The organism is Streptomyces sp. NPDC048331 (assembly GCF_043201215.1).
Classification (GTDB): Bacteria; Actinomycetota; Actinomycetes; order Streptomycetales; family Streptomycetaceae; genus Streptomyces.
Genome location: NZ_JBICYT010000014.1, coordinates 160,143 through 170,910, shown reverse-complemented (window position 1 = coordinate 170,910; position 10,768 = coordinate 160,143). Strand labels below are relative to the sequence as shown.

Sequence of the window (10,768 nt, the reverse complement as noted above, 5' to 3'; positions counted from 1 at the left end):
GCCTGGGGGCCGGCTTCGCCCTCGGGCGCGGTGTCGGGTTCGGTGTCGGCCGTGTCCTCGGGCACCGCTTGTGCCCCGGCCGCCGGCCGGGACTCGGCGTCGGCCCGTGTCGTGGGCTCGGCCTGGCCTGCGGTCTCGCCCTCGGGCTCCGCGTCCGACTCAGCTGCGGTCGCGGGCTCCCCGGCGGCCTGGGGGCCGGCTTCGCCCTCGGGCGCGGTGTCGGGTTCGGTGTCGGCCGTGTCCTCGGGCACCGCTTGTGCCCCGGCCGCCGGCCGGGACTCCGCATGGGCCTGGTCCTTCGGCTCGGTCAGGGAGGCCTCCACCTCCGGCTCCGCTTCCGCCGCGACAACATCCGCCGTCGCGCCCGGCTCCGCCCGGCCCTCACCGGCGGCGTCGGCCTCGGCCGTCGCCTCGGGCTCCCCCTCCAGGACGGTGGTCTCCGCCTCGATCTTCGGGTCGTCCGAGGAACCGCCCGCCACCGTTACCGCCTTCATCCCAGCCCCGCCTTGCTGCTCACGTCATGCCGATACGACCGGCGAGGCCCCACGGGGCCTCGCCGCACTGCTAGATACCCCCGCCGCCCCGCTCGTTCCCTGCGCTGGATCTTGTGACCGTTCGGTCATATTCGCTGAGTACGCCTACTCATGACCCCGCTCGCCCCACTGCCCGACGATGGGGCGACACACCGCACCACCACCACCGCACCAGCCGAACGGGGTCGTCCATGCTCAGCCGAATCGCCGCCGCCCTCGTACCCGCCTTCGGGCGCCTGACCGTCACCGCCGACCCCGGAGCGCGGCCCGCCCCCGGCGCCATCCTGGTCGCCAACCACACCTCGCTCGCCGACCCGGCCGTCGTGGTCGCCGCCCTGCGCCGACACGGCATCGAGCCGGTCATCCTGGCCACCAGTGGACTCTGGCGGGTGCCGCTGCTCGGCTCCGCGCTCCGCCGCGAAGGCCATATCGCGGTCCACCGCGGCACCGCCCGCGCGGCCGACTCCCTCGACGCCGCGGCCGTCGCCCTCGCGTCGGGCCGCAGCGTGCTGCTCTACGGCGAAGGCGGCCTCCCCGTGCGCCGCGACGCGGGAGAGACGGCCCCGGGCCCCTTCCGTAGCGGCCTGGCCCGGCTCGCCGCCGCGACCGGTGCCCCGGTGGTGCCCGTAGGCCAGGCGGGTGCCCGCCGACTCTGCTCCGGGAGCGGCGCGAAGCAGCTCGCCGGCGTCTTCACCGCCCCGCTGCGCCGCCCCTGCTTCCACGTCCACATCGGATCGCCGCTGCACCTGCCCGGCCGGGTGCCGGAGGCCACGGACCGGGCCCGTCAGGCGGTCACCGCCGCCTGGCGCACCGCGGCGTCCGCCCTCGGGGAGACGTGCGGGGAGGCGGCGTGACACCGGTTCCCCGGCGGCTCGCCGCGGACCCGCGGACAGGCGCGGAGGCAACCGATCGGCCCCTCGGAACGTGTCGCCGAGCCTGTCACCGGCCACGGCGTGCGACCGTCTCCGCATGACCGAAGGCTCGACACCTCACATGTCCCCGGCACGGATCACCGTACGGGGGGTGCAACCCGGAAACCCGCCCTTTCGCATCGTGGAGGTCGACGGCGAGTTCGTCGGCCGGGCGACCTCCATGACGGACGTGCTGCTGATCGCCGCCGAGGCCGGGATCACCATCCACGACCTCGACGACCTGGACGTGGTCCACTGGGTCAGCGGAGGCAAGTTCACCTGGACCGCCCACCCCTAGGCCGTCTCAGCGGGTGCTGTGCCCGAGGACCACATGGGCCGCGACCTCACCGTCGGCGTCCGTGTCGATGAAGGACACCACGACCGGGCTGCTGCCGGTGGGTCCGCCCGCCGTGGCCCTCAACCGGTAGCGCTCGGTGCGCACGGCCTCGCGGGCGAGCGGGCTGCCGCCCGAGAACATGGACGGCGGCTTGGTGTCGTTGGCGATACGGAAGTCCGCCGGGCGCCAACTGCCCGAGGCCGGGTCGAAGCGCTCCAGCAGGAAGCCCGGCCCGCTGCCCACCGTGGCGCCGGGTGCGCCGACCAGCATCTCCATCTGGAAAGCGACCAGCACGTGCCGGTACTCGGCCGAGTTGCCGTTCCGCAGGGTGACGGTGAACTCCTGCGGAACGCCGCCGCGTACGAGGGCGAGCCGGCCGCCCCGCGTGTCGACGGCGACCGTGAGTCGGGTCGGAGCCGGGGGAGGCGTCACGACGCGGGGCACGGTCGGGGTCGGGGTCGGGGACGCCGGCGCGGAGGACGCGGACGGTGAGGGGGCGGGGTTCGTCGGCGACGCGGAAGCGGAAGCCGTCTCCGACGTCGACGGCGACACCTCCGCGGACGCCGCGACGGAGGCCGCCGTCGGGGTCGTGCCGTGCTCGTCCCCACAACCGGTGGCGCCCGCCAGCAGGAGGGTGGCCACGGCCGCCGCGCTCAGCGCGCGGCGGGGGCCTCGGGGTACTGGCATGGGATCGGTCCTCCAGGGTCGGCTTCGGCAGGAAGCTAGCAAGGGGGCACCCCTGCCGACGAGGTCGATCACGCTTCGAGGCGGCGACGGTTCGGTCACGGTTCTCCGAGGACCGGTCAAACGCGGAGCGTGGCCTCCATGACGGTGACCGCGCGCCCCGTGAGGAGGACCCGGTCCCCGCGCAGCGCGACCTCGACCTGCCCGGGACGTCCCGAAGCCTGCAGACCGGTCAGGGCGTCGAAGCGGCCCAGCCGTGCCGCCCAGTAGGGGGCCAGCGCGGTGTGCGCGCTGCCGGTGACCGGGTCCTCGGGGATACCCCGCGCGGGAGCGAAGAACCGGGAGACGAAGTCGTAGTCGCACCGCGCCCCGTCGGCCGCCGCCGCGGTGACGATGACCCCGCGCGCCTCCTCGCGCAGCGACAGCGCCGCGACCGCCGTGAGGTCGGGCCGTAGCGCCCGCACGGTGGCCTCGTCGGGCAGCACGGTGAGCAGATCGCCCAGCGCGCCCGTACGGAACGTGGCCTCGGGCCGGGCCCCCAGGGCGTCGGCGAGCCCCGTGGGGATCGGAACCTCGGTCGCGGGGGCGGCCGGGAAGTCCAGGGTGATCCTCCCGTGCCCGCGCCCGTCCCCCTCGTCCCCCTCGTCCCCCTCGTTCCCTGCGTTCCCCGCGTTCTCTTCGTCCTCCTCGGCCCACGCGGTGAGCGGTCCGGCGGACCGGCTCAGGAACCGCACCCGGCCGCCGCTCAGCAGCCCCTCGCGGCGCAGCGTGTGTACCGTGGCCAAGGTGGCGTGGCCGCACAGGTCGGCTTCGACGAGCGGGGTGAACCAGCGGATCTCCCAGTCGGCCCCGGACCCCGACGGGAGCGGCAGCGCGAAGGCCGTCTCGGGATGGTTCAACTCGGCGGCGAGCCGCCCCAACCACGCGTCGTCCGGCCAGGGCCCGGCCGGGAGCAGGCAGACACCGGCGGGGTTCCCGGTGAAGGGGCGGCTGGTGAAGGCGTCTACGATCTGGATGCGCATGCCGCGAACGTATCGAGGCCGATCAGCCTCGGGGCAAGGCCAATTCCGGGAGAGTGGCCTGCGTCCTCGTACCGGTGGTGGTGCGGTGGGACCGGCCACGGGCGGCAGCGGTCAGGCGGGCTGCCACAGTTCGACCCGGTTGCCTTCAGGATCGGTGACCCAGCCGAATCGACCGACACCTTCCATGTCCTGCGTCTCCTCGTCCACGGCCGCTCCCTGTGCGCGCAATTGCGCGAGCATCGCGTCGAGGTCGCGGACCCGGAAGTTGAGCATGGTCTGCTGGGTGCGGGAGCCGAAGTAGTCGGTCCCGGACTCGAACGGTGCGAACACCGTCGGCCCGGCGCCCTGCTGCCACAAGCCGTGTTCGTCGGCGCCCAGGCCCAGGCAGTCGCGGTACCAGGCGCCGAGGGCAGCCGGGTCGGCCGCCCGCATGAAGTACCCACCGATTCCCAGTACACGTTCCATGCGGCCATGGTGCCAGGACGGCGACCGGACGGGCGGGTGGACGCGTCAGCCGAGCGGTTTCTCGAAGCTGAAGGCGGTCACGGCCATCCGCTCGCGGAAGTAGAAGCGGTGCGCGTCGGTCCGCTGGGTGCCGGATTCCAGCGTGAGGGCGGTGCAGCCGGCGGCCAGGGCGTGCCGCTCCAGGTGTGCGAGCAGCTCGTGGCCCACACCGGTGGAACGGGCGGCCGAGGCGGTGACCAGGTCGTCGACGTAGAGCGAGCGGACCAGCGAGGTGTTGACGACGATCCGCCAACCGGCCGCGCCCACGCACCCGCCGTCCGCGTCGTACGCGGCGGTGAAGCGCAGCCCCTGGCCGTGCGCCTCCGTGTGGATCCTGAGGAACAGCTCCTCCGTGAGGTGGGGGCGCAGTTCGAGCAGCACGGGGAGGAGGTCCGTGGTGAGCCGAAGGTCGCCGGGCTCGAGGTCGATGATCTTCATGTGATGAGCCTACTGGGCCGTACGGGTCGCCCCGCGGCCGAAACCGTCGCGCGGCCGCGGCCGACGTGTCGAAATGGGAAGGACGGCTCCGACGTCCCCTACGAAAGGCTCCCGATCCCGATCCCGATCCCGGAGCCGCCGCGCGGAACAGAAGGAGTGGCACCCCATGAAGTACATGCTGATGGTTCTCGGAAAGCGGTCGGACTACGACGCCATGGGCGGCGCCGCGAACAGCGACGGCCCCGGATGGTCCGAAGCCGACCTCAAGGCGATGTTCGACTACATGGGCGCCCTCAACGACGACCTCGCCGAGTCGGGCGAATGGGTCGACGGACAGGGCCTGGCCGACCCCCGCCACGCCCGCCTGGTCACGGCGGCCGCCGACGGCAGCCCCGTGGTCTCCGACGGACCGTACGGGGAGTCCAAGGAGGTGCTCGCCGGGTACTGGATCGTCGACGTCGCGGACTTCGACCGCGCCGCCGAGATCGCCGCCCGCGCCTACGCCTGTCCGGTGCCGCCGGGCGCACCCAGCTACCCGGTCGTCGTCCACCCCGTCGACAGCCGCTCGGGGACCGAGATGTGTTGACCGATCCCGGCCCGGCCCCCGACCCCGAGCCCGGGCGCCTTTCCGCGAGCGAGGACCTGCTGCGCGGACTGGCGCCGCAGGTCCTCGGCGCGCTCGTCCGCCGCTACGGGCACTTCGACGCGGCCGAGGACGCCGTACAGGAAGCCCTGCTCGCCGCCACCCGGCAGTGGCCTCAGGAGGGTCGCCCGGCCAATCCCCGGGGCTGGCTCATCCGTGTCGCCTCCCGCCGGCTCACCGACCAGCTGCGCGGCGAGGACGCGCGCCGGCGCCGCGAGGAGACGGCCGCCGCGCTGACCCCGCGCGACGAGTTCGTGGCACCGCCACCGGGGGAGGGCCGAGCCCCCGCCGAGGACGACACCCTCGCGCTGCTCTTCCTCTGCTGCCACGCCGAACTGCCTCCCGCCGGCCGGATCGCCCTCACCCTGCGCGCGGTCGGCGGCCTCACCACCGCGGAGATCGCCCGCGCGCTCCTGGTGCCGGAGGCCACGATGGCCCAGCGGATCACCCGGGCGAAACGACGCATCAAGGCCTCCGGGGCCCCGTTCGGCATCAGGCCGGGAGGCGCCGATGGCACCGACGACACCGCCGATGGGACCGCCGGGACCGACGGGAGGGACCCGGAAGCGGCCGAGAACCGTGCGGAACGGCTCGCCGACGTGCTCCACGTGCTCTACCTGATCTTCAACGAGGGCTACACCGCCACCTCGGGCCGCGAACTGCAGCGCGCCGATCTCGCCGCCGAGGCGATCCGGCTCACCCGCGCCGTCCACGCGCTCCTCCCGGCCGACGGCGAGGTCGCCGGCCTGCTGGCCCTGATGCTGCTCACCGACGCCCGCCGGGCCGCCCGCACCACGCCCGACGGCGACCTGGTCCCCCTCGCCGAGCAGGACCGTACGCGCTGGGACCGTGCCGCCATCGCCGAAGGGGTCACGCTGGTCAGCGACGCCCTCACCCGCGCGCCGCTGGGTCCGTACCAGTTGCGCGCCGCGATCGCTGCCGTGCACGACGAGGCGGCGAGCGACGAGGACACCGACTGGGTGGAGATCCTCGCCCTGTACGAGGTACTGATCCGCCTGGTCCCCGGCCCTGCGGAGCGCCTGGGCCACGTGGTCGCCGTGGCCATGGTGCACGGGCCGCGGCGAGCCCTGGCCCTGCTCGCCGACCTGGACCAGGACGGTCGCCTGGCGGGCCACCACCGGCTCGAAGCCGTACGGGCCCATCTGCTGGAGATGGCGGGCGAGCGGGCGGCGGCGAGGGCCGCCTACGCGAAGGCGGCCGGGCTCACGCTCAGTGTTCCGGAGCGCCGCTACCTCCGCTTCCGGGCCGCCGGGCTCGCGGAATGAGAGGGACGAGCATCGCACCGCGGGCGTCCGCATGACGGACATGGTCCACCGTTGTCAGGGGCGCCCCCTACTCTTGATCACGTGAGCCCGACCTCTGACGATCGCCTCGTGCCCGAACGATCCCTCGCCGAGATCAACGCCGACATCCGCCGCCTCTTCGCGCGCGCCGAGGGCCGCCTCTCCGACGCGGAGCGGATCCGCCACGCCACCCTGCTGGGCGAATGGGCCTCCGCGATACGCGCGTCGGTGGTCCCGGCCGCGTAGCGGGCCCGCCCCCGGCGGCCCCGCCGGGCGCGGTCGTGTCCCGTCCGTCGTGTCGGACCGATGATGTCGGTGCCCGGCGGCAGTCTTCCCTACGAGCATTCGCACGTACGAGAAGGTGGACGATGAGCGACCTGCGCAGTCTCCTGGAGACGCACGTCGGTGACGGATCCCTGCCCGGCGCGGTGGCCTTGGTGGCACATGGCGAGGACGTCGAGGTCGCTGCCGTCGGCTCCGTCGACACGGCCGGTAGCGCGCCCATGGCGCGCGACTCCCTCTTCCGGATCGCCTCGGTCACCAAGCCCGTGACCGCCGCGGTCACGATGATGCTGATCGAGGACGGACTGCTGGCCCTCGACGTCCCCGTGGCCCGCTGGCTGCCGGAGCTCGGGGCGCCGACGGTCGTCCGTACCCCGGCCGCGCCGCTCGACGACGTGGTACCCGCCGATCGCCCGATCACCGTCGCCGACCTCCTCACCTTCCGCGCCGGGTACGGCTTCCCCGCCGATTTCTCGCTGCCCGCCGTGGCCCCGCTGTTCGGTGCGCTGAAGCAGGGGCCGCCCAGGCCGCAGGCGGTGGCGGCGCCGGACGCGTGGACGGCCGCCCTGGGGCGGATCCCGCTCCTCCACCAGCCCGGCGAGGCATGGCTGTACAACACCTGCTCCGACATCCTCGGGGTGCTGATCGCCCGTGCCACCGGACAACCCTTCCAGGACGTTCTCGCCGAGCGCGTCTTCGAGCCGCTCGGGATGCGGGACACCGCGTTCGCCGTACCGCCGGGGGAGATCCACCGGTTCACCGGCTACTACCGGGCCGCCCCGGACGGCGGCGGGTTGGAACTCGTGGACGCTCCGGACGGAGAGTGGAGCACCCTCCCCGCCTTCCCGTCCGGCGCGGGCGGCCTGGTGTCCACGGTCGACGACCTGCACTCCTTCGGCCGGATGCTCCTCGCGGGAGGCTCCTACAGAGGCGGCCGGCGGCTGCTCTCGGCCGACTCGGTGCGCCGGATGACCACCGATCACCTCACCGCCGCGCAGCGCGAGGCGGGCGCCCTGTTCCTGGAGGGGCAGGGTTGGGGCTTCGGCGGCTCGGTCGACGTGGCCCGCCTGGACCCGTGGAACGTACCGGGCCGCTACGGCTGGATCGGTGGCACCGGTACCGCCGCCCACATCGTCCCGGCCACCGGCACGGTCACCGTGCTGCTCACCCAGCGGGAGCTGTCCGGCCCCGCCGCGCCCGAGGTGATGCGGCAGTTCTGGACCTACGCCGCCACCCGCCGCTGAGCGGCGAAACCCTCACGGCCGACCTACGCCCCCCGACCGGCCCGCCGCCCGTTCGCGCAGCCGGCGTTTGTCGGGCTTGCCGCGCGCGGTCAGCGGGATCGCCCGTTCCCAGAACACGGCGGTCGGGCGGTGCGCCGGTGCCAGGTCCTTCTCCACCAGGTCGCAGGCCTCCGCGGCGAGCCCGGCGTCGGGCTCGTACCCCGCCGCCGGCACCAGGAAGGCGCACACCTCCTCGCCGGTGACGTCACTGTGCCGCCCCACCACCACGGCCTGGGCGACCGCGGGATGCCGGGCCAGCGCCGCCTCGACCGGCACGCAGTACACGTTGTCCCCGTGGACCATCACCACGTCGTGGAGCCGGTCGTCCAGGAACAGGTAGCCGTCGACCCCGAAGTGCCCGAGGTCCCCCGTCCGGAGCCAGCCGTCCCGCATCACCCCCGCCGTCAGTTCGGGCCGGCGCCAGTACCCGGTCATCATGGCCGCCGACCGCGTCCACACCTCGCCCGTGCGGCCCGCCACCACCACACTGCCCCGTTCGTCGCGCACCTCCACCTCCACCCCCGCCACCGGACGCCCCACCGACGACAGCAGCTCAGGTCGTCCGCCCACCGCCGCCTCGTGGTCGGCGGGGGAGAGCCGGCAGATCACCGCCGCCTCGTTCGTGCCGTAGCCCTGTCGCCACCGGCCGCCCCAGCGGGTCACCGCCTCGCGCAGCCGCTCGGGGTGGACGGGCGAATCGCCGTAGGAGACCGCCTCCAGCCCGGGCACACCGTGGGCGGTCGTCGGGTCGTCCAGCAGCCGGTACACCATCGAGGTCGTCAGGTAGGTGGCCACCGGCCCCAGACGCCGACAGGCCGCCGCGAACCCCTCGGGCGTGAAGGGTTCGAGGATCTCCACCCGGCCCCCGCCCCGCCACTGCTCCAGGCACCGCCCACCGGACCGCTGCGCCAGCGAGGTCACCGACAGGTACGCCGACCCGGCGAAGGCCGCCGGTCGCCCGGCGTTCCGCGCCGCCAACGCCCTGAAGGTGGAGGCCACCCCCTTGGGCCGGCCCGTGGTCCCACCCGTGTAGGTCACCCGGGCCACGTCGTCCTCCCGCGCCCGCACCGGCACCGCGCCCGGCCGGCGCTCGGCGGCCCGGCGCAGCAGCTCGACCAACCGGATCCGGGGCGCCCCGGTCCCGGGCACCGGCACATCGTGCACGACCAGGTCCGGCCGGCAGTCCCGCAGGACGAAGTCCAGCCCGTACAGGGCGGGTCCGGCGAGCACCTGGGTCAGCCGGGCGCCCAGCAGGTGCGCGGCGATCCGTACCAGGAGCACCTCCGGCCGGTTCGTCCCCGTGACGCAGGCCAGTCCCGAACCCCGCCCGATCCCCGCCTCGGAGAGCACCCCGGCCAGCCGGCCCGCCCCGTCGAGGACCTCCTGGAATCCGAGGACGACCGGGCCGACTCCGAGCGCGGGCTGCCCGGCGTACCGCTCCAACGCCCCTACCAGGGACGTGACATACCGCGCGGTCTCCATGGGGGACTGCCTCTCCGCGCCGTCCGGGACACCGGCATCATGGACGCCATGACGAACGAATCCCGTGCTCGTTCCTTCAGCTCCGCGGCCGCACGCTACGCGGCCCATCGGCCCGCGTACCCGCCCGCGCTCTTCGACACGCTGGCCGACATGGCCGGCTTTCCGCTGGCCGGAGCACGGGTCGCCGACGTCGGGGCGGGGACGGGAATCGCCACCGCTCTGCTGGCGGCCCGCGGGGCCCTGGTGGTCGGGGTGGAACCGGGCGAGGGCATGGCCCAGGAGTTCCGGCGGCGCAACCCCGGCACCCCACTGATCCGCGCGGACGGCAACCGGCTGCCGCTGGCCTCGGGCTGCCTGGACCTGCTGACGTACGCGCAGTCCTGGCACTGGACGGATCCGGCGCACGCCGTCCCCGAGGCACTGCGCGTGCTGCGCCCCGGCGGGGCCCTGGCGGTGTGGCAGAACGATCCCGACACCGAGGTCGACTGGATCGCCGATCAGCAGAACCGGATCGAGGAGCGGTTCGGCCCCGGCTGGTACATCAACGAGCGCGCCCTCTCCCAGGAGGGGCTGCGCTTCACCGACCGCCGGATGGCGTGGTCGCGGCGCGTCCCGGTCGACACGCACCTGGCCAAGCTGTCCACCCACTCGCTGTTCCTCATCGGTGAGCCCGGTACGGACGCCTTCCTGGAGGACGAACGCGCGCTCCTCATGGACCGGTTCCCGGACGGATGGGTGGAGGAGCACTACGTCGCCGAGCTGAGCGTGGCCGTTCGGGGGCACGAGACCCGGTAGGACAAAGGGCGGACCAAGGGGCTGTTCGGGTGAAGCGTCGCAACCTCGGGTCCGCCCGACCGTTGATCAAGGTGCTTGTCACCGTGCACTCGTGCGACAGAAGGACCACTGATGATCAAGAAGTTCATGGCCACCGCCGCCGCCACCGCGTCGATCGTCGGCGCGGGCGCGGCCCTCGCCGCCCCGGCCATGGCCATCGGCAACGACAACGGGATCAACACCGTCAACGGCAACAACGCCCAGCAGATCTACGGCAACCAGGAGACCCGCGGTGACCTGAGCCCGCAGCTCGGCGTCGTCCAGGGCACCCTGAACAAGCCCTGCATCGGCCTGCCCGCGAAGGTCAACGCCCAGTCGCTGCTCGCGGTCCTCGCCAACGTCGGCGTCCAGGACATCAACGTCCTGTCCAACCCGCAGAACCAGCAGTGCACCGAGAACTCCACCCAGGCCAAGGGCGACGAGCCGCTCTCGCACATCCTGGACAACATCCCGGTCCTGTCGGGCAACGTCTCGTCGGGCAGCTGACGCACTCCCCTTGTGCGAGCCGGGG

General features: G+C 73.8%; 13 protein-coding genes and 1 pseudogene. 8 read left to right on the top strand and 6 right to left on the bottom strand.

Going from position 1 to position 10,768, the window contains the following annotated elements; all coding sequences use genetic code 11:
- A pseudogene (locus ACGFYY_RS21745) lies at positions 1-494 on the bottom strand (hypothetical protein); the annotation flags it as partial.
- 230 nt (positions 495-724) lie between these two features.
- On the opposite strand from ACGFYY_RS21745, the gene ACGFYY_RS21740 reads away from it, so the two are divergent.
- Together ACGFYY_RS21740 and ACGFYY_RS21735 are read left to right on the top strand one after the other, a co-directional pair.
- Positions 725-1,387, top strand: coding sequence for a lysophospholipid acyltransferase family protein (locus ACGFYY_RS21740; protein ID WP_393711463.1), 663 nt, complete (start codon positions 725-727; stop codon positions 1,385-1,387).
- Positions 1,388-1,502: 115 nt separating this feature from the next.
- On the top strand, positions 1,503-1,742 hold the full coding sequence (locus tag ACGFYY_RS21735) for a hypothetical protein (RefSeq protein WP_393711461.1): 240 nt from the start codon (positions 1,503-1,505) through the stop codon (positions 1,740-1,742).
- Between the two features lie 6 nt (positions 1,743-1,748).
- On the opposite strand, the gene ACGFYY_RS21730 is transcribed toward ACGFYY_RS21735, so the two are convergent.
- The 4 genes from ACGFYY_RS21730 to ACGFYY_RS21715 all read right to left on the bottom strand — a co-directional run bounded on the left by ACGFYY_RS21730 (position 1,749) and on the right by ACGFYY_RS21715 (position 4,429).
- Positions 1,749-2,468, bottom strand: a complete 720-nt coding sequence (locus tag ACGFYY_RS21730; protein WP_393711459.1) for a hypothetical protein — start codon at positions 2,466-2,468, stop codon at positions 1,749-1,751.
- A gap of 116 nt (positions 2,469-2,584) precedes the next feature.
- Entirely contained in the window at positions 2,585-3,487 is a 903-nt protein-coding gene (locus tag ACGFYY_RS21725; RefSeq protein ID WP_393711457.1) for a PhzF family phenazine biosynthesis protein, read from the bottom strand.
- 111 nt (positions 3,488-3,598) lie between these two features.
- Positions 3,599-3,952, bottom strand: a complete 354-nt coding sequence (locus ACGFYY_RS21720) for a VOC family protein (RefSeq protein ID WP_393711455.1) — start codon at positions 3,950-3,952, stop codon at positions 3,599-3,601.
- Positions 3,953-3,997: 45 nt separating this feature from the next.
- On the bottom strand, positions 3,998-4,429 hold the full coding sequence (locus tag ACGFYY_RS21715; RefSeq protein WP_393711453.1) for a GNAT family N-acetyltransferase: 432 nt from the start codon (positions 4,427-4,429) through the stop codon (positions 3,998-4,000).
- Positions 4,430-4,595: 166 nt separating this feature from the next.
- On the opposite strand from ACGFYY_RS21715, the gene ACGFYY_RS21710 reads away from it, so the two are divergent.
- The 4 genes from ACGFYY_RS21710 (at position 4,596) to ACGFYY_RS21695 (ending at position 7,902) form a co-directional block, all read left to right on the top strand.
- The gene (locus tag ACGFYY_RS21710; RefSeq protein WP_393711451.1) at positions 4,596-5,015 is read left to right on the top strand and encodes a YciI family protein; all 420 of its coding nucleotides are present in this window, start codon (positions 4,596-4,598) and stop codon (positions 5,013-5,015) included.
- Entirely contained in the window at positions 5,009-6,358 is a 1,350-nt protein-coding gene (locus ACGFYY_RS21705) for an RNA polymerase sigma factor (RefSeq protein WP_393711449.1), read from the top strand. The genes ACGFYY_RS21710 and ACGFYY_RS21705 overlap by 7 nt, the downstream gene beginning before the upstream one ends.
- Before the next feature lie 108 nt (positions 6,359-6,466).
- Entirely contained in the window at positions 6,467-6,622 is a 156-nt protein-coding gene (locus tag ACGFYY_RS21700; RefSeq protein ID WP_365278226.1) for a hypothetical protein, read from the top strand.
- Between the two features lie 122 nt (positions 6,623-6,744).
- Positions 6,745-7,902, top strand: a complete 1,158-nt coding sequence (locus tag ACGFYY_RS21695; RefSeq protein WP_393711446.1) for a serine hydrolase domain-containing protein — start codon at positions 6,745-6,747, stop codon at positions 7,900-7,902.
- Positions 7,903-7,914: 12 nt separating this feature from the next.
- On the opposite strand, the gene ACGFYY_RS21690 is transcribed toward ACGFYY_RS21695, so the two are convergent.
- A complete protein-coding gene (locus tag ACGFYY_RS21690) occupies positions 7,915-9,423 on the bottom strand; it encodes an AMP-binding protein (protein ID WP_393711444.1) in 1,509 nt (502 codons plus the stop codon).
- Between the two features lie 48 nt (positions 9,424-9,471).
- Here ACGFYY_RS21690 and ACGFYY_RS21685 point away from each other — a divergent pair, with 48 nt between their 5' ends.
- Entirely contained in the window at positions 9,472-10,218 is a 747-nt protein-coding gene (locus ACGFYY_RS21685) for a class I SAM-dependent methyltransferase (RefSeq protein ID WP_393711442.1), read from the top strand.
- Between the two features lie 111 nt (positions 10,219-10,329).
- The gene (locus ACGFYY_RS21680) at positions 10,330-10,743 is read left to right on the top strand and encodes a rodlin (RefSeq protein WP_393711440.1); all 414 of its coding nucleotides are present in this window, start codon (positions 10,330-10,332) and stop codon (positions 10,741-10,743) included.
- Positions 10,744-10,768 lie beyond the last annotated feature (25 nt).

What these genes read in the sequence shown, in the direction of transcription:
- ACGFYY_RS21685 (WP_393711442.1), top strand. Translation starts at nt 9,472, where the DNA reads ATGACGAACGAATCCCGTGCTCGTTCCTTCAGCTCCGCGGCCGCACGC.
- ACGFYY_RS21680 (WP_393711440.1), top strand. Translation starts at nt 10,330, where the DNA reads ATGATCAAGAAGTTCATGGCCACCGCCGCCGCCACCGCGTCGATCGTC.
- ACGFYY_RS21690 (WP_393711444.1), bottom strand. Translation starts at nt 9,423, where the DNA reads ATGGAGACCGCGCGGTATGTCACGTCCCTGGTAGGGGCGTTGGAGCGG.
- ACGFYY_RS21735 (WP_393711461.1), top strand. Translation starts at nt 1,503, where the DNA reads ATGACCGAAGGCTCGACACCTCACATGTCCCCGGCACGGATCACCGTA.
- ACGFYY_RS21710 (WP_393711451.1), top strand. Translation starts at nt 4,596, where the DNA reads ATGAAGTACATGCTGATGGTTCTCGGAAAGCGGTCGGACTACGACGCC.
- ACGFYY_RS21720 (WP_393711455.1), bottom strand. Translation starts at nt 3,952, where the DNA reads ATGGAACGTGTACTGGGAATCGGTGGGTACTTCATGCGGGCGGCCGAC.
- ACGFYY_RS21695 (WP_393711446.1), top strand. Translation starts at nt 6,745, where the DNA reads ATGAGCGACCTGCGCAGTCTCCTGGAGACGCACGTCGGTGACGGATCC.
- ACGFYY_RS21730 (WP_393711459.1), bottom strand. Translation starts at nt 2,468, where the DNA reads ATGCCAGTACCCCGAGGCCCCCGCCGCGCGCTGAGCGCGGCGGCCGTG.
- ACGFYY_RS21715 (WP_393711453.1), bottom strand. Translation starts at nt 4,429, where the DNA reads ATGAAGATCATCGACCTCGAGCCCGGCGACCTTCGGCTCACCACGGAC.
- ACGFYY_RS21725 (WP_393711457.1), bottom strand. Translation starts at nt 3,487, where the DNA reads ATGCGCATCCAGATCGTAGACGCCTTCACCAGCCGCCCCTTCACCGGG.
- ACGFYY_RS21740 (WP_393711463.1), top strand. Translation starts at nt 725, where the DNA reads ATGCTCAGCCGAATCGCCGCCGCCCTCGTACCCGCCTTCGGGCGCCTG.